The organism is Povalibacter sp. (assembly GCF_036520495.1).
GTDB lineage: Bacteria > Pseudomonadota > Gammaproteobacteria > Steroidobacterales > Steroidobacteraceae > Steroidobacter.
The window spans coordinates 1-24981 of sequence record NZ_DATDJO010000010.1 but is presented as its reverse complement, the minus strand read 5'-3'; the positions used below and the strand labels follow the sequence as shown (position 1 = coordinate 24981).

Annotated in this window: 23 protein-coding genes and 1 pseudogene; 12 read left to right on the top strand and 12 right to left on the bottom strand. The window is 63.0% G+C overall.

Annotation, left to right across the window (positions count from 1 at the left end; genetic code table 11):
• Positions 1–27 precede the first annotated feature (27 nt).
• Entirely contained in the window at positions 28–411 is a 384-nt protein-coding gene (locus VIZ63_RS03050; RefSeq protein WP_331608025.1) for a VOC family protein, read from the top strand.
• A 276-nt stretch (positions 412–687) separates the two neighbouring features.
• Here VIZ63_RS03050 and VIZ63_RS03045 read toward each other — a convergent pair whose 3' ends face one another.
• The 4 genes from VIZ63_RS03045 to gcvA form a co-directional block, all read right to left on the bottom strand.
• Entirely contained in the window at positions 688–1326 is a 639-nt protein-coding gene (locus tag VIZ63_RS03045; protein ID WP_331608024.1) for a dethiobiotin synthase, read from the bottom strand.
• A complete protein-coding gene (locus VIZ63_RS03040) occupies positions 1323–2429 on the bottom strand; it encodes an 8-amino-7-oxononanoate synthase (protein WP_331608023.1) in 1107 nt (368 codons plus the stop codon). Before VIZ63_RS03040 ends, VIZ63_RS03045 begins: the two co-directional genes overlap by 4 nt.
• Positions 2426–3709: an adenosylmethionine--8-amino-7-oxononanoate transaminase gene (gene bioA, locus VIZ63_RS03035; RefSeq protein ID WP_331608022.1), complete on the bottom strand. Its 1284-nt coding sequence runs from the start codon at positions 3707–3709 to the stop codon at positions 2426–2428. The genes VIZ63_RS03040 and bioA overlap by 4 nt, the downstream gene beginning before the upstream one ends.
• A gap of 280 nt (positions 3710–3989) precedes the next feature.
• Positions 3990–4916, bottom strand: a complete 927-nt coding sequence (gene gcvA, locus VIZ63_RS03030; RefSeq protein WP_331608021.1) for a transcriptional regulator GcvA — start codon at positions 4914–4916, stop codon at positions 3990–3992.
• Between the two features lie 115 nt (positions 4917–5031).
• Here gcvA and VIZ63_RS03025 point away from each other — a divergent pair, with 115 nt between their 5' ends.
• From VIZ63_RS03025 to VIZ63_RS02995, 7 genes are all read left to right on the top strand, one after another.
• On the top strand, positions 5032–5520 hold the full coding sequence (locus VIZ63_RS03025) for a GNAT family N-acetyltransferase (RefSeq protein ID WP_331608020.1): 489 nt from the start codon (positions 5032–5034) through the stop codon (positions 5518–5520).
• A 197-nt stretch (positions 5521–5717) separates the two neighbouring features.
• Entirely contained in the window at positions 5718–6011 is a 294-nt protein-coding gene (locus VIZ63_RS03020) for a LysR family transcriptional regulator (protein ID WP_331608040.1), read from the top strand.
• A gap of 27 nt (positions 6012–6038) precedes the next feature.
• Positions 6039–7244: a cytochrome-c peroxidase gene (locus VIZ63_RS03015; protein WP_331608019.1), complete on the top strand. Its 1206-nt coding sequence runs from the start codon at positions 6039–6041 to the stop codon at positions 7242–7244.
• Positions 7241–8314, top strand: a complete 1074-nt coding sequence (locus VIZ63_RS03010; RefSeq protein ID WP_331608018.1) for a metallophosphoesterase family protein — start codon at positions 7241–7243, stop codon at positions 8312–8314. The genes VIZ63_RS03015 and VIZ63_RS03010 overlap by 4 nt, the downstream gene beginning before the upstream one ends.
• Before the next feature lie 66 nt (positions 8315–8380).
• Positions 8381–8782 carry a hypothetical protein gene (locus tag VIZ63_RS03005; RefSeq protein WP_331608017.1) on the top strand — a complete coding sequence of 134 codons (402 nt, stop codon included), beginning with the start codon at positions 8381–8383 and terminating at the stop codon, positions 8780–8782.
• Positions 8782–9168, top strand: coding sequence for a rhodanese-like domain-containing protein (locus tag VIZ63_RS03000; protein ID WP_331608016.1), 387 nt, complete (start codon positions 8782–8784; stop codon positions 9166–9168). The genes VIZ63_RS03005 and VIZ63_RS03000 overlap by 1 nt, the downstream gene beginning before the upstream one ends.
• Before the next feature lie 114 nt (positions 9169–9282).
• Positions 9283–9870 (top strand): hypothetical protein, encoded by a 588-nt coding sequence (locus VIZ63_RS02995; RefSeq protein ID WP_331608015.1) that lies wholly within the window; start codon positions 9283–9285, stop codon positions 9868–9870.
• A gap of 4 nt (positions 9871–9874) precedes the next feature.
• Here the strand turns inward: VIZ63_RS02995 and VIZ63_RS02990 are convergent, their stop codons facing one another.
• From VIZ63_RS02990 to VIZ63_RS02970, 5 genes are all read right to left on the bottom strand, one after another.
• Positions 9875–11005, bottom strand: a complete 1131-nt coding sequence (locus VIZ63_RS02990; RefSeq protein ID WP_331608014.1) for an aminotransferase class I/II-fold pyridoxal phosphate-dependent enzyme — start codon at positions 11003–11005, stop codon at positions 9875–9877.
• 149 nt (positions 11006–11154) lie between these two features.
• Positions 11155–14259, bottom strand: a complete 3105-nt coding sequence (locus tag VIZ63_RS02985) for an efflux RND transporter permease subunit (protein ID WP_331608013.1) — start codon at positions 14257–14259, stop codon at positions 11155–11157.
• Between the two features lie 18 nt (positions 14260–14277).
• Positions 14278–15327, bottom strand: coding sequence for an efflux RND transporter periplasmic adaptor subunit (locus tag VIZ63_RS02980; RefSeq protein ID WP_331608012.1), 1050 nt, complete (start codon positions 15325–15327; stop codon positions 14278–14280).
• Between the two features lie 71 nt (positions 15328–15398).
• A complete protein-coding gene (locus VIZ63_RS02975; protein WP_331608011.1) occupies positions 15399–16775 on the bottom strand; it encodes a TolC family protein in 1377 nt (458 codons plus the stop codon).
• 87 nt (positions 16776–16862) lie between these two features.
• The gene (locus VIZ63_RS02970; RefSeq protein ID WP_331608010.1) at positions 16863–17501 is read right to left on the bottom strand and encodes a TetR/AcrR family transcriptional regulator; all 639 of its coding nucleotides are present in this window, start codon (positions 17499–17501) and stop codon (positions 16863–16865) included.
• Positions 17502–17617: 116 nt separating this feature from the next.
• Here VIZ63_RS02970 and VIZ63_RS02965 point away from each other — a divergent pair, with 116 nt between their 5' ends.
• Positions 17618–19423: a patatin-like phospholipase family protein gene (locus VIZ63_RS02965; RefSeq protein WP_331608009.1), complete on the top strand. Its 1806-nt coding sequence runs from the start codon at positions 17618–17620 to the stop codon at positions 19421–19423.
• Positions 19424–19453: 30 nt separating this feature from the next.
• Here the strand turns inward: VIZ63_RS02965 and VIZ63_RS02960 are convergent, their stop codons facing one another.
• Genes VIZ63_RS02960 through VIZ63_RS02950 form a run of 3 tightly spaced genes read right to left on the bottom strand, consistent with a single transcriptional unit; the run spans position 19454 to position 22038 of the window.
• Positions 19454–19681 carry an amphi-Trp domain-containing protein gene (locus VIZ63_RS02960; RefSeq protein WP_331608008.1) on the bottom strand — a complete coding sequence of 76 codons (228 nt, stop codon included), beginning with the start codon at positions 19679–19681 and terminating at the stop codon, positions 19454–19456.
• Between the two features lie 3 nt (positions 19682–19684).
• Entirely contained in the window at positions 19685–20395 is a 711-nt protein-coding gene (locus tag VIZ63_RS02955; RefSeq protein WP_331608007.1) for a general secretion pathway protein GspB, read from the bottom strand.
• A 5-nt stretch (positions 20396–20400) separates the two neighbouring features.
• Positions 20401–22038 carry an ExeA family protein gene (locus VIZ63_RS02950; protein WP_331608006.1) on the bottom strand — a complete coding sequence of 546 codons (1638 nt, stop codon included), beginning with the start codon at positions 22036–22038 and terminating at the stop codon, positions 20401–20403.
• A 246-nt stretch (positions 22039–22284) separates the two neighbouring features.
• On the opposite strand from VIZ63_RS02950, the gene VIZ63_RS02945 reads away from it, so the two are divergent.
• The 3 genes and pseudogenes from VIZ63_RS02945 to VIZ63_RS02935 form a co-directional block, all read left to right on the top strand.
• Entirely contained in the window at positions 22285–23244 is a 960-nt protein-coding gene (locus tag VIZ63_RS02945) for an ABC transporter ATP-binding protein (protein WP_331608005.1), read from the top strand.
• Between the two features lie 110 nt (positions 23245–23354).
• Positions 23355–24146 carry an ABC transporter permease gene (locus VIZ63_RS02940; protein ID WP_414703741.1) on the top strand — a complete coding sequence of 264 codons (792 nt, stop codon included), beginning with the start codon at positions 23355–23357 and terminating at the stop codon, positions 24144–24146.
• Between the two features lie 133 nt (positions 24147–24279).
• Positions 24280–24981, top strand: a pseudogene (locus tag VIZ63_RS02935) (hypothetical protein); the annotation flags it as partial.

Here is a 24981-nt window from a genome sequence, read left to right as displayed (position 1 = left end):
AACTTCTGTCGTTGCCCCCTCTCTCCCATGCACAAAAGTCGCCTCGCCGGATTCATCATCGACTGCAACACGCCGGACCTGGAGCAGGCCTCGACATTCTGGAGTGCAGCGCTGGGCTATCCACTGCGCCCGCTGGATGACGAGCACGCGCCGGAGAAATATCGCGAAATGCTCACTGGGCAGGACGGCCTGCATATCGAGGTGCAGAAGGTGGATCATCCGAGCCGGCTGCATCTGGATATCGAAACGGACGACATCGAAGCCGAAGTCAAACGGCTGGAGGCCCTGGGAGCCAGGCGCGTCGAGAAGGGCCTGCGGTGGTGGATCCTGGAGGCGCCAACGGGCCAGCGCTTCTGCGTCGTGCGTCCACAGCGCACGGATTTTGCCGATAACGCCAACGCTTGGGAGTGACGAGTCAGCAAGGATGGTCAGCGTGGTCTTTCTGTAGGTCCGACTTCAGTCGGACATCTACGACAAGTCTGAAGGGGCCACTGCGGCAGCGCGCTTCGCGGCTGGAAGAATAGGGCGAGGGACTTGGCGGACCCGGCTCGTACCGGGAAGGGCAACGCAAGTTGGCACTCCCAAGTCAGCACTCCCAAGTCAGCACTCCCAAGTCAGGATGGCATGCGGCCCACGCGGTGCGCGACAGCTGACTGACTCAGCTACGATTTATCGTGAGAACACTCGTCAGCGAACAGCGAGCACCTGCGCCGCCAGTTCCTCGATCGTCGTCACAACGTTCGCCGCGTACTTCTCTGTCAGCCAGGCCCGGTTGAGCCGGTGTAATTCATTCCCGGCATCGAAACGATTCAGCATCACGGTGGCGGTCAGTGGGGCGAGGCAGGCAAGCGACAGTCGCACGGCGTTCAACGTGCCGAGCCCCGCGTCAGCAACCAACACGATGCGGTCGGGCTGCAAGCGCGTGATGAGATCGACGCTGTCACCGTCGTGAGCAAGCGGGGACAGCAGGCCGCCGACCGTTTCCACCAGGCCGATATCGACGCCTGCGGGCCACTGGATCTCGTCGACAATGTCCTGCAGAAGAATGCGCGGTCGTTTCAGTAAGTCCGCGGCCATCGGTGGTGCGAGTGCCAGCGGATAGCAGCGATGCTCCGGACAGACGACAGTGATCGGCTCGCCGGTCGATTCAGCCAGTTGCTGTGCGTCCGTGACGATGGGATTCGTGTCGTACGATTGCACTGGCTTGCGTGCCGCGACTCGCAAGCCCTGGGCTCGTGCATGTGCCAGCAGGCGTGAGGAAACCCATGTCTTGCCGACTTCCGTGTGCGTGCCGAGCACGCCGATCAGCAGTCGCGGTCGATTCATCGCTGCATGCCCAACGATTGCAGCGCCTCCCGCAGCCGCTGCAGCATCGGCTCGGTGTGAGCGGCCGACAAAGCAATGCGCAGGCGGGCGGTGCCTTGCGGTACGGTTGGCGGTCGGATCGCCGGCACGTACAGGCCGTGCTGCAACAGCGACTCGGCGGCCTCGAGTGCGGCGCGATCCTCACCCAGGATGACCGGGATGATCGGCGATGGATGCGACGGTGCGATCATGTCGACGTTGCGTCGCAACTGCGCGCGAAGCTGTGCGCCTTCCTCGCTGCAACAGATCTGCAAGGCTGCCAGCGCGGCTGCGGTGTCAGCGGGTGACAGACCCGTCGTGTAGATGAACGGACGGGCGCGATTGATCAACAGTTCGATCAGCGAGCGTGATCCGGCCACCCAGCCGCCCAGGGCGCCGAGCATTTTCGACAGCGTCCCGACGCGCAGCAGTTCGCACGGCAGATCCGCGAGATCGGGCCCCAGTGCCGCGTGCGCTTCATCGACCACCAGCAGCGCGTCATGACGTGCACACAGGGCGGCGATGGCTTCGAGAGGCGCCACGTCGCCGTCCATCGAGAACACGCTGTCAGTGACGACGAGCTTGCGTCCGGGGGTGGCCGTAAGCTGCGATTCCAGATGTCCGGCATCGCCGTGTCGATAGATTTTTCGAGTGGCCTTCGACAGGCGACAGCCATCGATGATCGACGCATGATTGAGTTCATCGCTCAGCACGGTGACATCGGGTCCGCCGAGCACCGACAGTACGCTGAGGTTCGCCGCGAAGCCGTTTGGAAACACCAGGGCACGCTCGGTGCGCTGCCATGCGGCGATGGCGCGCTCCAGTTCCTCGTGAACACTGCGTGTGCCGACGACAAGACGCGAAGCGGTGGCCCCCGCGCCGAATCGCTCCGCGGCTTCGGCCGCTGCCCGCTTTACCGCCGGGTGTTGGCTCAGGCCCAGGTAGTCGTTCGACGAGAACACGATGACATCGCGTCCGCGCAGCGTGCCCTCAACGCCGCGGCTGTCGAAAGCGACGGTCGCCCGCCAGCGATCGGCGCGACGAATGGCATCCAGTTCTGCTTCGGCCCACGCGGTCCAGCTCATGCACCGACCTCGTCGAGCGCGGCGATGAGCGTCGCGACGATGCGCTCGATTTCCTCTGGCGTGATGGTGAGTGGCGGCACGAGCGTAAGCACCGGACCCATCGACCGGCTCAGAACACCCCGCCGGACCATCGCAGCGCCGACGCGTCGCGCCAGCAACGGATCGTTCGCCGTGTCGAGTTCGACGGCGCCCATGAGCCCGATCAGTCGGATGTCGCGAACCGCAGCGCGCTGTTGCAGCGGCGCCAATGCGTCGCGCAGCTGTGTCGAGCGTTCGCGGACATTGGCGAGAATCGAGCTCGACTGCAGCAGCTGCAGATGACGCAGCGCCACGGCAGCCGCCAGTGCATTTCCGCCGTAGGAATGGCCGTGATAGAGCGTGCGTTCGCTCAGGTCCGGTCCGAGAAAGGCGTCGAATACTTTCTGATTGGCGATGGTCGCGGACATTGGCAGATAGCCGCCGGTGATGCCCTTGCCCAGACACATCAGATCGGGCCGCAAGCCGCATTGTTCGCTCGCGAACAGCGTGCCGGTCCGTCCAAATCCGGTGGCGACTTCATCGCAGATCAGCAGCACGCCCGTTTCGCGGCACGCATCCGCGAGATGCCGGAAGGATTCTGCCGGCGCGCTCAACATGCCGGCCGCGCCCTGGACCAGCGGTTCGACGACGACAGCTGCCAGCACGTCTTTGTGTGCGCGAACCATCTGTGCCGCAGTCTGCAGCGCGCCGGGTTCGCTGAACGACGGTGCGCGCAGCACGGGGAAGCGCAGGGGATCGAAGATCTGCGTGCCGAAGCCGCCGGCACCGAGCGACAGAGAGCCGATCGTGTCGCCGTGGTAGGCATCGCCGAAGGCCAGGTAGGCCGTGCGGTCCGCGATGCCGCGGTTCGTCCAGTATTGAAACGCGATCTTCAGCGCCTGCTCGACCGAACTCGCGCCGTCCGAGGCGAACGCGATGTGCGCACCGTCCACGGGAACGACGCGTGCCAGTGCCTCGGCAAACTCGATGACGATGCGATTGCCGTTGCCGAGCAGGGTCGAATGCGCGACGCGATCGATCTGCTCGCGCAGCGCATCGTCCAGCTCCGGAACCCGATGACCGAGCGTCGTCACCCACAGCGAAGAGATCGCATCGAGGTAACGCCGTCCTGCGGTGTCGATCAGCTCCCGCCCCTCGCCGCGCTCGACGATCACCGGTGCATTGTCCGCGTAGCACGACATCTGGGTGAAGCCGTGCCAAACGACGGCAGCATCGCGCTGCGTCCAACTGCTGTCCGTCACTGGTGGAATGATCTCGTTCGAAAAAGGGCGCGCAGTTATGCAGGGCTGGGTGCTGTGCGTCAAGGCAGCGAAGAAGGAAGAATTTCCGCGGGGGCACGGGGATCACGGGGTAAGAATCAATTCTCAGGCTCAAGCCCGACGATAGTTCGATAGCGCAACTACGCGGCAATTCGTAGTTGACGCTGAGAAAGCCAGCGAAAAGTGCCCGGTAGCAGTCTTGGTTCCGGCCCCCGTGGTCCCCCGTGTCCCCCGTGGAGAGCTTCCTTCTCCTGCTTTCTTCCTACTTCCCCTCCGGCTCCAGGCGTTCGCCTTCAGGCGGCGGGAACTGGTTGCAGACATCGCGCAACCAATCGCGGAAGCGGATCACCTTGGGCAGTTCGAAGTGATGCGGCGGGGCGACGAAGTAGTACGAATTATGCTGACGAACGCTCTGTGCGGACGGGCGCACGAGCCGGCCGGAGGCGAGATCGCCGGCAACCAGTGACCAGCGGGCGAGAGCGATGCCATGGCCCTGTTCGGCTGCCGTGAGCAACGACGCCGAATCATCGAGCACCGGGCCGCGTTCGACGCGAGTCGTATCGCCGCCGACACGCCGCAGCCAGTCCGTCCACGGTTCGCTGGCGCTGTGCAGGAGCTTGTACTTGTTCAGGTCAGCCAGCGTATTGATCGGCCCGAGACTGGCGAACAGTGCCGGGCTCGTCACGGGAAACACCCAATCGTCGAGCATTTTCTCGGCACGCAGGTTTTCCCACTGGCCGCCGCCATAGCGCACGGCGGCATGAAAATCGGTCTGCATGAAATCGACCAGCTCGCGGCTCGCGTTGAACCGCAGATCCACGTCCGGCGATTTCTGGTAGAAATCACTCAGCCGCGGCAGCAACCACTTCTGCAGGAAGGAGCCCAGCAGGCTGATGTTCAGCAATCCGCTGCTGCGATCCTGGCGCAGCTGATCGACGGCGCGGGTGAGTTCGCCCATGCCGCGCTGCACGCCTGGTAGCAGGCGCGCGCCCTGTGGAGTCAGTCGCACCGAACGGCTGTGACGCACGAAGAGGGGGGTTTCGAGGAATTCTTCCAGCGATTTGATATGCGAGCTGACGGCCGCTGTCGTCACGTGCAGTGACTTCGCAGCATCGGTAAAGCTCAGGTGCGCGGCTACGGCTGCAAAGGCGCGCAGGGCATTCAGTGGCAGTTTCGAGTGCTCGGTCATGGCTAGGTATTATTCAGAATATCTTGATCCCTGATGCCCCGCTTCTAGCTACGAGGGCCAAAGTATATGGAACGGGTTAACGGTGCAAGACAGGTCTCAACCCGAGGGTGCCCGCTTGAATACGTCGTTTGAGATTCAGCCCGCCACGGAGGCGGACGTACCGACCATCCTGGAGCTCATTCGTCAGCTGGCGGAGTTCGAGCGCCTCTCTCATGAAGTGGTGGCCACAGAGGAAGGCCTGCGCGCTACGTTGTTTGGGGCACGCCCCGGAGCAGAAGTCGTCATCGGCCGGCTGGCCGGCGAGGTCGTCGGCTTCGCGCTGTTCTTCCCGAGCTACTCCACATTTCTGGGTCGACCGGGCCTGTATCTGGAGGATCTGTTCGTGCGGACAAAATTTCGCGGACAGGGCTACGGCGCGCAGCTGCTCGGGCACTTGGCGCGGATCTGCATCGAACGCGATTACGGCCGGCTCGAGTGGTCGGTGCTCGACTGGAATCAGCGCGCAATCGACTTCTACAAGGCCCTCGGCGCGCAGCCGATGGAGGAGTGGACAGTATTCCGGGTGACGGGGGAGGCCCTGGTGAAGCTCGGAAGCAGTGGATAGTGGGTAGCGGGTAGCGGGGAAAAGAGAGTGGTCCGAGTCCGCATGCTCTCCACTTACTACTTTCAACTACCCACTATTGGTCGCACGGAGTCATCGTAGTAGCGTCGACGCAAAGCAACAGCGACGACTGGTCTGCCAGGGCATCGACCAGATGGGGGGTACATCCATCCGATCGTTCCGGTACCCCGGCCTAGTGCCTGAATTTCACGCGCGCCGCCGAGCGTTGCTCGGTCACCCAGTCCACGTTGAGCATTCAACTGCGCAAGCTCCAAGAATACCTGGGCGTCATGTTGCTCGGCCGTACTCGTGCCCGTGTCGTGTTGACTGCGGAAGGCGAGCAGGTGCTGCGTCTGGCGCGGGTCGCCGTGCGCGCCACGGATCGGATGGTCGCCACGAGCCGCGCTGCACATGGCAACCGGCTCGCCGCACCGCCGGAGCGTCTTATTGAGGAGATCAATCAATTGCGAAGTCGGGCCCCGCGATTAGACTGATTCCAAGAACCGTCAGTGGGGAACAGCATGGGACCGCCGAATCACACCGTGCTCGCGGGTGCTTGCGCGAGTCTGATTTGCACGATTGCGCTGTCGCAGCCGCTAGGCCTGCCGCCGGTTCCGGTGCCTTCAGACAATCCGCAGACGCCGGAAAAGATCGCGCTCGGCGACAAGCTGTTCAATGACAAGCGCTTCAGCAGCACGGGCGAAGTCAGCTGCTCCAAGTGTCATGACCCGACGAAGGTGTTCACCGACAGTCCGCTGGTCACCTCCGAAGGCATCAACAAGCTGACGGGCACGCGCAACTCGCCCACGGTCATCAATTCAGCGTATTTCTCCCGGCTTTTCTGGGACGGCCGCTCGCCCAGCCTGGAGGACCAGGCGCAGCATCCGATCATCAACCCCGTCGAAATGGGTCTCATCGACCACGTGCCGGTGCTCAGGATCGTGCGCAGCGACCCCGACTACATCGCTGCCTTCAAGACGGTCTTCGGCAAGGAAGGCCAGCAGGTGACGATGAGGGAAGTGCAACAGGCCATCGCGAGTTTCGAACGCACGCTCGTCAGCGGCGACTCGCCTTTCGACGAGTGGTACTACGGCAAGAGGCAGGATGCGATCAGCGCGCAGGCCAGGCGCGGCTTCGACGTCTTCCTGAACAAGGGCCGCTGCGTCTCCTGTCACACGATCGAACAGGATTACGCGCTGTTCACCGACAATCGCTTCCACAACATCGGCGTGGGTGTGAATCGCATTCAGTCCGACATCCCCACGCTCGTGCCGGTGTTCCTCAAGGCCAATGCGACCCTGGAAGAAGTCGACAAGGCAGTGCTGAGCAATCCCAAGGTATCGGAACTCGGCCGTTTCGCCGTCACGGATGCGCTGGACGAGATTGGCGCATTCAAAACCTCGACCCTGCGCAACGTGGCGGTCACTGCTCCGTTCATGCACGACGGCAGCCTGAAGACGCTGCGCGATGTCGTGGACCACTACAACAACGGCGGCATCACCCGAAAGACCGATCCGGTCAACGACTTCCTGAGTGGTGGTATTCGTCCACTCGAACTGACGGACGATGAGATCTCCGACCTGGTGGCCTTCATGGAGACGCTCACGAGTCCGCAGTTCGCGGCACAGAAAGCAGCATCACTGAACTCCGCCTCCTGCGACGTCAGCACGACGTCGATGGCTGCGGCGGCGTCACCAATGAGGACGACGGAAGGCGCGGCACAATGAGTCAGAACTTCGATCGGCGCACTTTCCTGCGCAACGCCGCGCTTGGCGTCACCGCCGGCGCGTTGCCGCTGACCCTCGTCGAGCTGGCGTTTGCCAGGCCGGAAGATTCATTCACGTTCGCCTATATCTCCGACTCGCACATTCAGCAGATCAAGGGCACGCAGTTCGTACGCAACTGGGATCGCGGCCTGATCCGTGCGGTGGCGGAGACCAACCTGATCACGCCGCAACCCGACTTCGTCATGTTCGGCGGCGATCTCGCGCAGCTGGGCAACAAGCCCGAACTCGATCACGGCGCCGAGATGCTCTCGAAGCTCAAGGGCAAGGTCTACCACGTGATGGGCGAGCACGATTACTACCTCGATCTCGGCGAATACTGGTCGAAGCTGTTCGGCCCGCAGTACTACAGCTTCAATCACAAGGGCGTGCACTTCGTCGTCCTGAACAGCATCCTCACGTACGATGACTGGACCTTCAATCGCTGGCCGAGTGCCCAGCAGCGCATGCAGGAAATGGCCGGCCTCGACAATCCGAACGGCTCGCCCTTCATGGTCGGCGACAAACAGCGCGACTGGCTGCGCAAGGATCTGGCGAAAGTGAAGAAGTCGACGCCGATCGTCGTCTTCTCGCATTCGCCGCTGCAGAAAATCTACAAGGGCTGGAATTTCTGGACCGAGGACGCCGAACAAGTGCAGGCGCTGCTGGCGCCGTTCGACAAGGTGACGGTGCTCTACGGGCACGTCCACCAGATCCAGTACAACCAGATCGGCAACATCTCGTTCACCTCCGCGATGGCGACCGCCTGGCCATGGCCGTATCCGCAGAGCTATGCGCAGGCAGAGCAGCTGCTGCCGAAGCTCACCGTGCAGATGAATCGTGCCGATCCGTTCTTCGAGCGTGATGCCACGGGCTGGCAACTGATCGATGTGAATTCGGGTCGCGCGCGCGTCAACTTCAATCTCTACAACAACGCCTCGCGCACCGTGGCGTTCGATGAGAAGACGGGGCAGCCGCAGGACACGGTCTATCAGGCCGAGGACAAGCGCATTGCGCCGCAGACGCATTTTTGAAGAAGGCGCTAGCCCCTAGCCCCTAGCCCCTAGCCCCTAGCCCCTAGTCAGAAGCAGGAACAGGACATGAAGATCGCTCGCATTGCATTGCTACTGCTGACCGGATTCGCATTCAGCTCGCTTACGCTGGCTGACGAGTTCACCGACGCGGATCTGAAGAGTTGGCAAGCGCAGTTCGACGGCGTCGTGAAGCAGGGCCGCGCTCTGTGGACCGACGGCGGTCTCGGCACCAACGGTGTGGCCTGCGCGCAGTGCCATCCGAATGCAGCCAACACGCATCCGGAAACCTATCCGAAGTTCCAGAAGCAGCTCGGCAAGGTGGCGAATCTGTGGGAGATGGTGAACTGGTGTCTGCGCAACCCGTTGCAGGGACAGCCGCTTGCGGCGGATGATCCGAAGATGACCGCGATACTCTCCTACGTCGCGTGGGAGCGTCGTGGCGTGAAGCTGGAGCCAGGTAAACACTGATGAAATCTGCACTGAGTCGGATCGCTGCGATCGCGTTGCTGTTGAGCGGCGTTGTCTTTGCCGACACGCCAACGATCGATCAGTCTGCTCTCAACGAGCGTGTCGCCAGCATGGATGCTTCGCTCTTGATCCTCGATGTCCGCACACCGGAGGAGTTCGCGGCCGGCCACGTTCCGGGTGCGATCAACGTCCCGTACACCTACCTGCCCGCCAGCATTTCTTCGTTGCCCGATGCAGCGAACAAGGACATCGTTCTTTATTGCGAGACCGGTGTGCGCTCTGAGCGCGCTGCCTCACGGCTGCGGGAGAACGGCTTCCAGCGGTTGCTGCATCTGGACGGCGATATGAGAATGTGGCGAGCGAAACAACAGCCCGTCGAGAAGTGATCTTTACGACAGCCGACCCAGTCGGCTTCGGCAGCTCGCACAGCGTCATTGCGTGATAAAAGACCGCGCCGCGAGCGCCGGCTGGTCGGCGCATTCACTCACTCTGTTGATTCATTGGTCGATCTCATGCCACTTGCCGAGGAGCACTGGTCGTCTGCCAGTTACGACGACGTCGTTCTGGCCTTCCTGGAGGCGGAATGGGGCAAATACCCGGAACCCATCAGGACTCAATGTGCCGGCTTGATTGTGTCGCCGTCCCTGAGCAGTGAAAGGGAAAATAGAATCAGAGCGAAATTCCTGTGGGCCCTGAGAGAGCCGCTACTGACGCACGTACCAGGCGATACGAGATGGTTCGCTGTCACTCATTTGCGGCGCCAACATTTTCCCGAGCTTCACGCGATCAATCATCCGGCCTGGACATCGCCCAATGATCGGAACGAGCTGCTCAACGTGGCTTGCCGACGCCCGGAGCGATTGAAGTCAGAGCCCTCCGCGTGGGCGCCGCCCATCCTCTGGGGCCATCAGAAGTCCGGACCGTTCACGATCCTGGAAGGCAACCATCGATTGACCGCGCTCGCCGGGTCAATCGATCCGCCGGAATTTTCTTTGGCGGTGTATGTCGGCTTGTCGGACGGCAAATGTCTCTGGCATCGTCCGGACGCGGACTCATCGACTGACAACATTGCGCGCCGGCACGGGTGATGGCTCAAGATCGGCTGGCCAGGGCCTGATCGAGATCCGCGATCAGATCGTCGGCATGTTCCAGACCCACTGACAGTCGCAGCAGATTCTGCGGCGTGACAGTGTGCGGTCCTTCGATGGAAGCACGATGTTCCACCAGCGACTCCACGCCACCGAGGCTGGTTGCCCGGGTGAAGTACTTCATCTTGCCGGCGACGGCGAAGGCCTCCTCGCGTCCGCCGCGGACACAGAACGACAGCATCGCGCCGAAACCGCCCTGCATCTGTTTGCGCGCGATATCGTGGCCGCGATGCGATGCAAGTCCGGGGTAGAACACCCGCTCGATGCCTTGGTGCGTGCTGAGGAATTCTGCGATGCGTGCAGCGTTCTCCGTCTGTGCACGAACGCGGCAAACCAATGTGGTCAGGCTGCGTCGTAGCAACCAGCAATCGAACGCCGCAGGGGTGTTTCCCGCCGTACCCTGGTAATCGCGCAGCCGCTCGGACAGCGTGCCGCCTTCGCGAGTAACGATCGCACCACCCATCACGTCACTGTGGCCACCGAAGTACTTGGTGCTCGAATGCATGACCAGGTCGACGCCGAAGCGTAAGGGCCGTTGCCATACGGGCGTCGCGAACGTGTTGTCGCAACACACGATGGCGCCGCGCTCGTGACTGAGCGCCGTGATTGCTTCGATGTCGCTCACATTGAGCATCGGGTTCGACGGTGTTTCGATCCACACCAGTTTCGTCGCTGGCGTCAGCGCGGCTCGTACCGCGTCGGCTCGCGTCATGTCCACGAATGTGTACTGCACGCCCATCGGGCCGATGATGTCGCGCAACTGCTTGGCGGTGCCGTGATAGGACTCGATCGGTGCAACGACGTGATCGCCCGGTCGCAGCAGGCTGAACACGGCGAGCGATGCAGCGGAACCGGATGAATAGGCGGTGGCGTCGTGCCCCCCTTCGAGTGCCGCGATGCATTGCTCCAGCGCCTTGCGACCCGGGTTGTCGGCACGTGCATAGGAGTAGCCCCGCGAGAACTCACCATCGCTGTCGCGCTCGAAGGTCGTGCTCATGTGGATCGCCGGCGCGACATCGCCGGCCATTGGTTCGACGTCGCGGCCAATACGAACGGAAAGGGTTTCGAGTTTCATGATCGGATTCCGCCCTGCTGGCAACGAGTGTGAGCCGCGGATCGCATTCCGCGACGGCGCAGCCACTATAACAATGGTCTGCCGGATGTCACGGGAGCGCGTACCGTCGGACCGCGGGTGCGGCTCACGACATCGATAGCCGCAGAGAATCAATGCGGTGGGGGAGCCTGCGGCAGGGGCATGACGGTCGCGCTATGGTCCGGCGCGCTGCGGCTTCGGTCCATCGCCGGCGGAATCAACTTGTACATCACCGGCGTGACCAGTCGCGCCAGCAGCGTCGACGAGACCAGGCCACCGATGATCACCCAGGCCATCGGCGAATAGAGTCCGCTGTTCTGCACCGCCAGCGGCAGCAGGCCGCCAATGGCAGTCGCGGATGTCAGCAGGATCGGCAGGAAGCGGATCTCGCCGGCCTGCTCGATGGCTTCATCGAGCGGTGTGCCGGCTTCGCGCAGCTGGTTGGTGAAATCGACCAGCAGGATCGAGTTCTTGATCTCGATGCCGACCAGCGCGATGAAACCGATGCTGGCGGTGAACGAGATGGAATTGCCCGTGGCGAACAGGGCGACGAATCCGCCGAAGATGCCCAGCGGCACGACGGTCAGCACGATCAGCGTCGATTTGAAGTTGCCGAACTCCAGCACCAGCACGGCGAAGATGCCGAACAGCGCCACGATGCTCGCGGTGCCGATCCCTTTGAATGATTCGGCACCGGACTCGGCTTCGCCGCCGAGCACGTAGCGATACCCGCGCGGCCAGTCGAGGGCATCGAGGCGCTTCACCACGTCCGCCGTCACTTTGGCCGTGTTGTAGCCGGGTTCCACGTCGGAATTGATGGTCACGGCACGTTCGCGGTCGTAGCGCTGGATCTGCGTCGGCGCACGCTCGAATTCGAGCGATGCCAGCTGCGACAGCGGCAAGGTCACTCCCGACAACGATGGAACGCGCACTTCACCGAGTGTCGCGAGGTCCGCGCGTGTACCGACAGGCGTGCGCACGACGATGGCGTACTGCTCGCCGCTCGCATCCTTGTACGTGCCCGCGGGAATGCCGGCGACCGACAGGCGCACTGCGCGGTCGAACTCGATTGTCGGTACGCCGAGCATGTTGGCCTTCTGCGAATCGACTGCCAGCCGCAGGTTGGTGCGTGCCACCTTGAGAGGATTCAGTACATCGCGCGCGCCCGGCGTTTCTTCGATCAGTTTCTCGACCCGGGCCGCCAGTTCCTCGATGACCGCGAGGTCCGGTCCGATCACACGCACGGCGATGGGTGCCGTGATGGGTGGGCCGTTCACGAACTCTTTCACATAGATGCGTGCGCTGGCATAGCCGCTCAGTGAGCGGCGTAACTTCTCGAGCTGCGCGGGCGTGCGCCGGGTGTCGTAGTCGTGCAGCTGCACGAACACTTCGGCGTAGTTGGGTGAATCGTTGCGCACGATGTGGTTGTAATAGATCTGCGGATTGCCGTGCCCGAGGTTGGCGAACCAGCTCTTCACCTCGGGAAATTCACGCAGCTTCTCTTCGACGAACCGGAGCGCTCGATCCGTCTCGTTGAGGCTGGCGCCGTTCGGTGCCTCGACGGCGATCAGGAACTGTGGCGTGTCAGCCTTGGGAAACAGGCTGCTGCCGAGCACCGGTACCAGCGCTGCCGAGAGCAGGATCGATCCACCTATGGCGACGAGTACGGTGGCGCGCGGACGCGCCAGGCAATAGTGCAGCGCCGGACGGTAGTACCGATGAATGACGCCCATGACCCGCTGCAGGAAGACATTGCCGTGTTCGTCCTCGTTCTCCCTGAGCAGGCGGCTGGCCAGAAAGGGAATGATGAACAGGGCGATCAGCAGCGAACCCAGAATGGTCATCACGACGGTCATCGGCAGGACGCGGATGAATTTTCCGGCGGTGCCCGGCAAGGCCATCAGCGGCAGGAACGCGAAGATCAGTGTGGCCGTGCAGCCGAGAATCGCCACGAATATCTGCTTCGTTCCCGCCAGCGCCGCCGCTGTGCGCGATTTTCCTTCGCGCAGATGGCGAGCGATGTTCTCCGTGACGACGATGGAGTCGTCGACGAGCAGGCCGAGCGCCACCACGAAACCGGCGATCGACAACTGGTTCAGCGAGTAGCCGAGGAAGTAGAGTATCGCCAGCCCGAACGCGAGCGACAACGGGATGGAGATCATGACGATGCTGGCGGCGCGCCAGCCCAGCGGCAGCAGCGTCAGCATCACCAGGGCGATGGCGATGCCGAAATCGGTGTAGAGCCGCGAGAGCCGATGCCCCACGTTCTTCGATTGGTCGAATCCCATCTGCAGTTCGATACGCCGCGGCAGTCCCGCCTGGAACTGTTCGACGGCGGCGCCGATGCGCTCGCGAACCTGCAGGATGTTGTAACCATCCTTCTGATTGGCCGTAACGAAGACCGCGCGCTTGCCGTTGAAGCGGCCCACATGGCTGTAGGGCTGCGATTCCCAGCTGACGTTGGCGATATCGCGAATGCGGACTATGCGTCCATCAATGGCGGCGATGGCCGTGTCGCGAACCTGATCAAGCGAGGTGTAGCTGCCCGAGGTCTTCAGGCTGAAGCTGCGTGACCCGATGTCGATGACCCCCGCGGGAGTGTTGGCGTTCTCACCCTCGATGGCCTGGATCACCCGTGCCGGCACCAGACGCAGCTCCGCCATGCGCTTCAGATCCACTTCCACCCGCAGCTCACGCGGCGGAAACGCCCAGCTCTCCGACGTGCGTACGCCATCGACGGTCTTCAGCGTGTCCTTGAGTTCGCGCGCATAGTCCTCGAGTTCGCGGTACGACGCATCCTCGGACACCAGGGCGATCTGCACGATGTTCACGAGCCCGGGGCTCAACTTGCGGATTTCCAGCCGCGCGATGTCTGCCGGCAGGTCGGGACGCAGCGCATTCACTTCGCGGGTGATTTCGTCGAACTTTTTATCCGGATCGACGAACGCCTCGAATTCGATGGCGATGACGGCGAGGCCGTCGAAGATGGAGGTTTCGAGCTTCTTCAGGTCGTCGAGTTCGGCAACCCGATCCTCGATCGGCTTGGCCACCAGACGTTCCAGATCCACCGGATCGGCGCCGGGATAGACGACGGTGACGAAGTAACCCGGAATCTTGAGGGACGGGTCTTCTTCGCGCGGTACGGCGCTGAACGCGAACCAGCCCATGCAGACCAGGCACAGGAACGTCACCAGGGTGAACTGATAGCGCCGGATCGGAAATTCGAGAAATGACATGGATAGCTTCCTTGCCGATCAGGTCTGTCCACCCGCCGGCTGCACGGCGACGGCTTCGCCATCCTCGAGATACAGCGCGCCGTCGGTGACGACCTGCTCGTCGACATCGATCCCGTTGAGCAGAGCGACGGACTCGCCATCGATGAAAGCGATCTCCACGTCGCGGCGTCGCGCATGGCCCTGGTCCAGCACGAAGACGGTGGCCTTGCGCTGGTTGCCTTCGACGATCGCCGCGATGGGTACATAGACACGCTCGGCGGCGAGCGCAGCGGCGGGCACGATGTGGAGTTTGGCAACCAGGCCGCTCTTCAACGGCTGACTCGTCGCATCGAGCTGCACGTCGATGTTGAACAGGCCGCTGGCCGGATCGGCCGCGCTCGCGATCTCGCTGACCTTGCCGGTCAGGGTGACGCCGGGCAACGCATCCAGACGAACCTGCGCAGCATCGTGCAACTTGATCTGCACGATCTCGCGATCGGCGATACCGGCACGAACGACGAAGCCCTTGTCCTGTGCGCCGAGCACGAGCACGGGCGCGCCGGCGGCCACCAGTTCGCGTTCTTCGGCGAGGCGTCGCAGCACCGTGCCGTCGCGGGGCGCGACGATCGATGAATAGCTGGAGTTGAACTGCGCCGATTTCAGTGCGGCCGCGCTGACCGCGCTCTGTGTGCGCAGATCCTGCAGCTGCTCGAGACTGATGACCTGATCGGCGTACAGGCGTTCGCCGCGGTCCACGTCGCGTGTCGCCTTCTCGTGCGCCTGGCGGGCCTGTTCCACCTGGGCGTTGACCTCGGTGAGTTCGATCTCCGCAAGCTTCTGGCCCTCGCGGACTCGTTCGCCCTCGCGCACCGCGAGCTGGCGGATGACGCCACCCATCTTGAACGACAGGCGGATCTCGTCCCTGGTGAGCAACAGTCCGTTCGTGTGGATCGGTGGCGCGGCGGGCCCGGCGAATGCAGCCGCCACGCGCACGGGAGTTGCGGCGGGTGCAGCTGTGTCGGCGGTGCCTTTGCAACCGCTGAGGGCCAGGGCGCCCAGTGCCATCAACCAGAAGCTAGCGATATGCATATTCACTCTCTTTGCGACGTCCGGCTGAAGCCGGACCCACAAACTGTCTTTGATGTCCGCCATTCACTTATCTATGGATCCAGCGGCAGATCGCCGCTCGACGTTGCGAATTCGAGATCGGCGCGGCGTGCGAGCACGTTGAAGCGCGTGAGATTGAAGTTGAGTTCGGCGCGGGTGAGCGTGCTGCGCGCGTCGATGAACTCCACCTGGTTGATCACGCCTTCGTCACGTTTGCGGCTGGCGATGCGGAAGGCGGCGCGTGCTGCGTCGGCGCGCGCCTGGGCTGTCGTCAGCGATTCGCGTGCGGTCTGCAGCCGGTCGAAGGCCTGCTGCACTTCGAACCGGATCTGCTGCGCCACTTCTTCCTGGCGCAACACGAGCTGTCGTTCGGTGGCGCGCGCCTGTCGCACGCGCGCACTGTCGCCGCCGCCATCGAACAGCTTCCAGGTGAACACCAGCGACGCCGTGCCGAAGTTGTAACCGTCGCCAAAGCGGTAGTCCTCGCCCTGCGATCCGGCATCGAGTGCGAACGCGAGCATCGGCCATTTCTGCTTGCGCGCCAGGGTCACCTGCTCCGTGCTGGCCTGCTTCAGTCGTTCGATCTGCGATATCTCCGGGCGGCGCTGCAGCGCATCGGCCCAGAGTCGCTCGAGCGCGGAAGGGCGTTCCGCCAGTGCATTCGGCGGCACGGTCACGTCGATGGGACTGAGCAGGTCGCGATTCAGGAGGAAGTTGAAGAAGCTATGCGCCTGCGTCGTCAGGTCGGCGATCTCGCGCTTCTGCTGTTCGACTTCGAGCAGTTCGGCCCTGGCGCGCAGCACCTGGTCCTCGGTGATCTTGCCGTTGTCGAACAGCGATTGATTGACGCGCACGTTTTCGCGCAACAGTGCTTCGCTCGCCGCGACGATGTCGGTCGAACTGCGCGCCTTCAGCCAGTCGACGTAGGCATTCGTGATGTCGCGGCGCAAGGTGCGGGCGATCGCCATCCGCCGATAGTTGCTGGCGCCGAGCAGCGCACTCTGAGCGCGGACCGCCGCCGAGATCGTCGGCGCATACAGCGGCTGACGCAGCACGATGCGCGTGTCCTGTTCCTCTTCCCGCAGGAACGGAATCTCGACGTTGCCGATCTGTGGAAACGGTACGGGCTGTCCCTGCGCTGCGAGCATCTGGTTCAGCGTCGTGTACACGGGATTCAGTGCATCGCCGATCGGCAAGTCGATGACCCGACCGCCTTCGGCGCGGGTGTAACGCGCCTGCACGGACAGTTCAGGAAAGAAGCGTGCGCGGGCTTCTGCCAACGCGGCGGTCGCCTTCTCGACTTCGAGCCCTTCGGTCTGCAGACCAAGGTTGGTCTGCAGTCCTTCGGCGACGTAGCGCTCGACCGTCGATTCGAAATCGCTCCCGCTCTGCGCTCCGCTCATGAGGGGAGCCAGCAGCAGGATCGACATAGTGGCGGCGACTGAACACGGGAAGCGCATCGGATTTTCAATCACCTGTAAAAGCGTTAGACAGCTGTCAAAGATCGGCCAAAAAATTCAGGCCTTGGGGCCCGCCAGGGTGAGGCGCATGAGCTCGATCGCGTGCTGGGTCAGCTGCGAGACGCTGATGCCGTCCTGCGCCAGCAGCGGGCCCTTGGTCATGGCGATCTGGATCAACCCGTGAGTGAACCCCCACAGCACGCGTGAGGTGACCGCCAGGTCATTCAGGGTGGTGCGCACTGTGCCGTCGCGCTGGCCGATTGCGAGCGCTTCCTCGACGATCTCGTGCACGTGCGTGCTGGCTTGCAGCGAATCCGATTCCTGCGGGCTGCCGTCCGCGGCATACAGTTCGAGGCGCGCACAGGCATCAAAATAGTGAGGAAATTCATGGCCATAAGCCATGTAGGCACGGCCCAGTGCTTCGACCTTGTCCAGGCCCAGGCGCGAGCGGGCGCTGGCCTCCTCGAACCGGATGCGCAGCGTTTCCATGGCGCGTGCCGCGATGGCGAAATGCAGATCGCGCTTGTCCTTGAAGTACACATAGACCAGCGCGCGGCTCAGGCGCGCGCGCCGGGCCACGCTGTCCATGGTCACGGCATCCCAGCCCCGCTCGCGATACAGGCTTTCAGCCGCATCCACGATCTCGGCGCGGCGGCGGTCCTTTTCTTCCTGGCGTCTCTCGGCGATGTACGACATGCCGCGACCCTAGTGCGCGCGCTGACATGGTGTCAATGACTGAACGTATGTCTGTTGGTGGCTGGACGAGCGCTCAGAGGCCACACTCTGCGACACCTCAGCCATCCAGCGAACGAATGGGCTTACAGGACGAACACGTCGATAGCGCCGCCGAGTGGGCTGATCTTCCCGCGATCGTGCGCCGGCTGTCGTTGTTCGAAGGCCTGGAGTCGGCGCTGCTGGACGGGATCACCGGTCAGATCGACTGGTTCGCGTTGCCCGGCGGCACTACGCTATTCGATGCCGGCGATGCACCCGATGCGCTGTACCTGGTGATCAGCGGCAACCTCGGGGCCTATTCCACGTCCACTGAGGGTCATCGTCGTCTGGTCGGTACCATTGCGGCCGGCGAAACCGTGGGCGAAATGGCGCTGATCTCCGGCAAGCCGCGCAACGCGACCGTGATCGCGCTGCGTGACAGCGAACTCGGACGCCTTTCGCGCGAAGCCTTCGAACAATTGATGCTCTCGCACCCGCAGGGATTGCTGCGAGTGGCGCAGCTCATGGCGCAGCGTCTCGATGCGTCCCAGCACCAGGTGCGCGGTCGACGCGCGATTCCGCGAACCTTCGCCGTCGTGCCGCACGACAAACATGCCCATGCAACGACGTTTGCGGCGCAGCTCGCGACGCATCTGGAGCACGTGGGGCGTACCGAACTGGTGTGGAGCCAGCGCGGCGCCGATCACACGAGCCTGTGGTTTCACACCGTCGAACGCTCGAATGAATTCGTGGTGTATGTCTGCGACCCGGGACCCACCAGCTGGACGAAGTTGTGCCTGCGACAAGCCGATGTCGTATTGCTGCTGGCGCCGATGGAATCGAAGCCGACGGACTGGCCGGCGCTCGCTCATCATCATGCGAAGCCGGTCTCCCAGCGCACGGAGCTGGTCCTGCTGCACAAGGAACGCCTGAGTCCCGGCATGGCGTCTGCCTGGCTCGATGTGCATCCCGGCGTTCCTTATCACCATGTGCGCAGCACGGCGGATATCGCGCGGCTGTCGCGCCTGCTGACGGGACGCGGCCTGGGCATCGTGCTGTCGGGTGGTGGTGCGCGCGGGTTCGCTCATATCGGTGTGCTGCGTGCCATTCGCGAAGCGGGTCTGACGATCGACTCCATCGGTGGCACCAGCATCGGCGCCATCATCGCAGCCGGATTCGCGCTCGAATGGAGCATGGACGAGCTGCAGGCGCGGGTGTACGACTGTTTCGTGCGGACGAATCCGCTCAACGACTACACGCTGCCTCTGGTCTCGCTGGTCTCGGGCCGCAAGGTCACCCGGTTGCTGAAGCGTGAATTCGGCGAGCTGCAGATCGAGGACATCCCGCTGCCATTCTTCTGCGTCTCCTCGAATCTCAGTACGGGACAGCTGGCGCTGCATCGTCGCGGCGAACTGTGGCGCTGGCTGCGCGCGTCCGTTGCCATTCCGGGTGTACTCCCACCCGTTGTCTACAAGGGAGAGTTGTTCGTGGACGGCGCCACCATCAACAACCTGCCGGTGGATGTCATGCGCGAAGCCGGTCTCGGCCAGGTGATCGGCGTCGATGTCGGGTCGGATCGCGCCTTCACCACCGACACCCTCGATTCCGACGTGCCGCCGTTCTGGAAAATGCTGCAATGGTTTCGCGGCCGCAAACACCGCGTGAACATCCTGCAGATCCTGTGGCGGGCGGGCATGATCAACAGCGCCGGCAATCGCGCTGCGCGTCACGAGATATCCGATCTGTTGCTGCAGCCACCGCTGGAGCAAGTCGACATGCTCAACTGGCGTGGGTTCGACGTTGCCGTCGACGTCGGTTATCGGCACGCACAGGCGCGACTGCAGGAGTGGCTGACAAAGCAGCAGGATGGGCTGCCGCGCGACGACGTAAAAAGCGCAACCTGAACAGCGTTGGCGTCGTGCGGCCGCGCAGCGCTACTCCGCGCGCTTCCACTTGATCTGGAACTCGACTTCCTCCTCGTCGCCGGATCGCTCGTGCTCGATATTGAAGACGGCGCGTGCGGGAACGTAGATGCGCTCGCCGGCAATCTGGATCTCGAAACGCTCGTCGCTTTCGATGGCGTCCGCGAGTCGCCGCAGCTTCGCAACGAAGTCGTCTTTGGGGTACGTCTTCTCGATATCTCGTCCGGATTTTTCAGTCATGAGCTATTGCCTCGGCAGAACGAAACGCAATCCCTGGCTGTTCAGGATCGCGCCGTCGGGCGTGATGCGCTCCACGGTGGGTCCTTCGGTGAGCGTCTGGCCCTCGGTGTACTTGCGCATGTTGATGAACACGAAGCGCTCGGCGGGATTGTTCGAATAGACGTGGATATCGAGGCGCATGTCGGGCAGCGAGGTGCCGCTGGCGATCAGGGACGACGCGCTCGGCAGCACTTCATTCTCATTATTGCCACGCGGCTCTGCCACGGGGCGTGCGGGTGCTACGGCGGGTGGGTTGACGGGGCGCACGGCCTGGGGCTGGGCTGATTCCATGTCCTGTGGATACGAGAAGCCACTGTCATCGTAAGAGTTGCTGGACACACCAGCCTCTTCGGCGAGCGAGCGCACGGACGGATCAGCGCCGGGTCGGCTCGGGGCTCGCGCTGGCGGTGATCGAACGGGGGCTCGACTGACTGCCGCTGGAGCGGGCGTCGCGGCGGGAGTTGCAGCCGGCGTGACGGGTTCGGGGGCCTTGTCATTGCGCAGGAGCACGAACAACAGAACGGCCAGATTGCCGATCAGCAGCCCCGCAACCGCGACTGCCCACCAGGGACGTTCCGTTTGCGGCAGGCGTGCCGGCGCATCTGCCAGCGATGGGCCGACCGTGCGTTGACGTTCGTTCTCGGATTTTTTCAATGCGTCGAGGATGAAGCTCATCGATGTCAGCTCCCCGAGGCCGCAAGCAGCAACGGTCCACCCAGGGTGCTGCTCAACGTATCGAGCACCATCTGCGTCTGCACGCCGGCGATGCCGTCGACATTCAGCCGATGCCTGCGCTGGAAGTCTTCCACCATCTTCACGAGCTCCTGGTCGTAGTAGTCGCTGGCGGGCGTATCAGGGCGGCCCTGCAGCGAATTGAGACTGCGTCGCAGCCAGCGCACGCCATCACCCTGCATCCCCGCAGAGAGCGGGCGTTGCGTCACCACCTGCGGACGCCACAACACCAGATAGTCGCCGTACCAGAGTCGCGAGATCGATGCGATCGATACGTCCGGCTGCGAGTCGGCGAGCGCGATGCGCGCGTTGCCATCGTCGTTCAGGCCGGTGACAGTGACCTGATGCGCGCTGCCGTCGTCGTCGATGAGTGTGAGGATCGCCGGACGATTGAGGGTACGCAACTGACCCCAGGATCCCTGCTGATAGACGCATTCGAGTCCCTGCTGGCGCGCCTGGTCGCACGGCCTGCCGCCGACCGGATCGAACTTCGCGCCCCACACGCTGAACATCTGCGCGAACGCACCTTCGGTGGTCGTCTCGCTGGGGTGGTCCACCAGGATGTCAGCAATATCCTGCGCCTGCGGGACGGCGGGTGCGGTCTCCTGCGGGGGCGGTGGCGCTGGTACGACCGTCGCAACCGGTGTGGCCGCGTTTGCCGTCGCTGACTCGGAGGATTCCTTTCTCATCAGCAGCAACAGACCCACGCTCATGACGGCCAGCGCAGCGGCGACAGACGTTACCGCCGCCGCCTTCATCCACGGTGGGCTGAAGGGGCGACCGTACACTTCGGCCGCGGCGGCGCGCACCATCGACGGTCCCACGCGATGCGTTTCCTGCGTGAATGCGCCGAGCAGGGCCCGGTCGCAGATGACATTGATGATGCGCGGAATGCCGCCGCTCAGGCGATGAATCTCGCGCAGTGCCGGGCCGGTGAGGATTTCGCCATTGGCGCCGGCGATGCGCAGTCGATGATTCACGTACAGCGCCGTCTCGGTCTTCGACAATGGATCCAGGTGATACCGGCCGGTGATGCGCTGGGCGAGCTGGCGCAGTTCGACCCGATCCAGCACGTCGCGCAGTTCCGGCTGGCCGATCAGGATGATCTGCAGCAGTTTCTGCGAGGCTGTCTCGAGATTCGTGAGCAGGCGAACCTGCTCCAGCGTTTCCGGCGTCAGGTTCTGGGCCTCATCGACGATCACCACGACGCGCCGGCCTTTCGCATGCGCTTCCAGCAGTCGACGGTTGAGCGTGTCGATCAGATCCTTGAGGTTGGTGGTGTCGTCGTCCCGCAGGAAGAGTCCCAGCTCTTCGCAGATCGTCACGACGAACTGTATTGGCGACAGCTGCGGGTTGAGGATCACCGCGACATCGGCATGCCCGGGCATGCGTTCCAGCAGCGAACGGACGATCGTGGTCTTGCCGGTGCCCACTTCGCCCGTGAGCTGGATGAAACCACCCGCCTCGGTGATGCCATACAGCAGATGCGCCAGCGCCTCGGCGTGCCGCGCGCTCATGAAGAGGTAGCGGGGATCCGGGGTGATGGCGAACGGCTTTTCCGTGAGTCCAAAAAAGCTCGCGTACATAAGAACTTAGCGAACGGCGCAGTCGGTTGGGGGAGGGATAATGCCACCGTGTACTCGGGCGGCGATAGCTCGCCGTGCAAGCGACGGGTGACGTTGCCGTCATGCACCCGCTACTGTCGTTCGATCACGTCATTCGTGACCGCGGTTGCCTTGCTCCCACCGGATCGGACCGATACGCTTCCCCGCCGCTTCCGACCACAGTCCGGTCATTTTTCCGACGCCACTCAAGGCAGTAGCACGATCCCCATGAAGGCACTTTCATTCCGCGGGCTGACCAAGACCTACAAGAACGGGGTTCAGGCACTCAAGGGCATCGACCTGGACGTGGAGGAGGGTGATTTCTTTGCGCTGCTGGGGCCGAACGGCGCTGGCAAGACCACCGCGATCGGCATCGTGACCTCGCTGGTGAACAAGACCGGCGGCAAGGTGGAGGTTTTCGGACACGATATCGACACCCAGCTGGCGGCGGCGAAGTCCTGCATCGGACTGGTTCCCCAGGAGATCAATTTCAACCAGTTCGAAACCGCCACGACCATCCTGATCAACCAGGCGGGTTTTTACGGTATTCCGCGTCGCATCGCACATCAGCGGCTGGAGAAGAACCTGAACGCGCTGCAGCTCTGGGAGAAGCGCAATGCGATTGCGCGCTCGCTGTCGGGCGGCATGAAGCGTCGACTGATGATCGCGCGCGCCTTGATGCATGAACCGCGGCTGCTGATCCTGGACGAGCCGACCGCCGGCGTGGACATCGAAGTGCGGCGCACAATGTGGACTTTCATGCGCGACATCAACGCGGCCGGCACCTCGATCATCCTCACCACGCACTACCTCGAAGAAGCGGAGAACCTCTGTCGCCACGTCGCGATCATCGACAAGGGCCGCATCATCGAGAACGACGCGATGAGTCGCGTGCTGCGCAAACTGCAGACCGAAGTCTTCGTGTTCAACCTGCGTAACCCCATTGCCGCGGCGCCCGTGCTGCCCGGCTACAGTGTCGTGATGCCCGACGATCACACGCTCGAGATCGAGGTCTCGAAGGATCAGACCCTCAACGACATCTTCTCGCGCCTGAGCGGGTTGGGTATCGAGGTACTGTCGATGCGCAATAAATCGAACCGCCTGGAAGAGCTGTTCATGCGCCTGGTCGGGCCGCAGTCTGCGGCCCAGGCCGTCAACGCGGGACAACCGTTGGTAATAGGTGAGTAGGCCGTAGCCAGAAGAAATCGCGCCTTGCCGGACTGCACCCTTCGTTTCATTCGCGGATTCAATCGATGAACCAAGTATCTCCTTCCGACCTACAGCCTAGAGCCTATAGCCTGGACCCCGGCGAGCCCGACCTGGCTCGCGTCAACCTCGTCGGTTTCCGCACGATCATCATCCGCGAGTTCAGCCGCATCATCCGCATCTGGGGCCAGACCATCGTGCCCCCGGCGATCACGGCGACGCTGTACTTCATCATCTTCGGCAGCCTGATCGGCGGCCGTATCGGCGACATGGGCGGCTACACGTACATCCAGTACATCGCACCCGGCCTGATCATGATGTCGGTCATCACGAACTCCTACGGCAACGTCGTGTCGTCGTTCTTCGGCGCGAAGTTCGGCAGGCACATCGAAGAGTTGCTGGTCTCGCCGCTACCCAACTGGCTGATCGTCGCGGGCTACGTCTGCGGCGGCATCGTGCGCGGTCTGATCGTTGGAGGCGTGGTCACGATCATCACGCTGATCTTCTCGCGCCTGCATGTCTACAACGTATGGATCGTGGTGTCCGCAGTGCTGCTGAGTTCGATCGTGTTCTCGCTGATGGGCATGATCAACGCCATCTTCGCCAGGAACTTCGACCAGATCTCGTTCATTCCGACTTTCGTGCTGACGCCGCTGACGTACCTGGGCGGCGTCTTCTACACGATCCATCTGTTGCCGCAGTGGGCCCAGCATGTCTCGCATGCGAACCCGATTCTCTACATGGTCAATGCGTTCCGCTTCGGCTTCCTCGGCGTCTCCGACGTCAACGTCGGACTGGCCTACGGCATCATGATCGGTGCAGCTGTCGTGCTGTACGTCACATGCGTGTGGCTGCTGGAGCGGGGAGTGGGGACGAGGGAGTAAGCACTCCGGTGAGTTGCCGGGCAGAAGTGACCACTGCCGGCCTTTGCCCCCTTTGGTGGGGCGCTTTGCTGACTTTCGACGGCTGTCGCGCTCGCCGGTCCGAGCCCGCACTGTGGGCATCCTGACTCTTCCTGTGCCTGTCGAAACCGCCGCCGACGTGGCCAAGCTGCGCGTTCGATCAGCGTCGCGCCAGGGTTTCATCGATGTGTTCCGTGGCTCGCTCATCGCGCACATGGCGCTGGATCACGCGTCGTTGATGTTCTATGCCGGACGCGGTGCTGAAGAGCTGGCCGCGTCCGCGCCTGCGGTGGGTGACTTCTGGCAATTCCTCACACGCTTTACCGGTGTTCCGGTCGCGCCGGGCTTCTTCTTCATGGCGGGCTTCATGGGTGATCATGGGATTGCCGCGTGCGCTGATGGGCTTCTACTCCTTCATGGTGCTGAGCTGCATCGGTGTCGGCATCATCGTGGTTGCACTGCTGCGGCATATGTCGACGCAGGTACTGCTGGCCGGCTCGATCGCCGTGCTCGTGCTTGCATCTTCGCTGCGCTGGCGATCCTGTCACGGCTCGCCGGTCGCGGTACGCCCGTACTGCTGAAACCGCTGGAGATCTTTGGCCGCGTGCCGTTCTTCTTCTACGTCGTGCATTTCTACGTTCTGGGCATCGCGGCAGCGCTGCTGCGAACGCACTACGGTCTGGTCGGCATGTACTTTATCTGGGGGGTTGTTGCTGGTCGCGATGGTCGGACCGTGCGCCTGGTACTACCGATTGAAGCGCGACCGGCCCAATGTCATCACGCGATACCTGTGAGTGAAGTGGACCGGCAGTCGGAT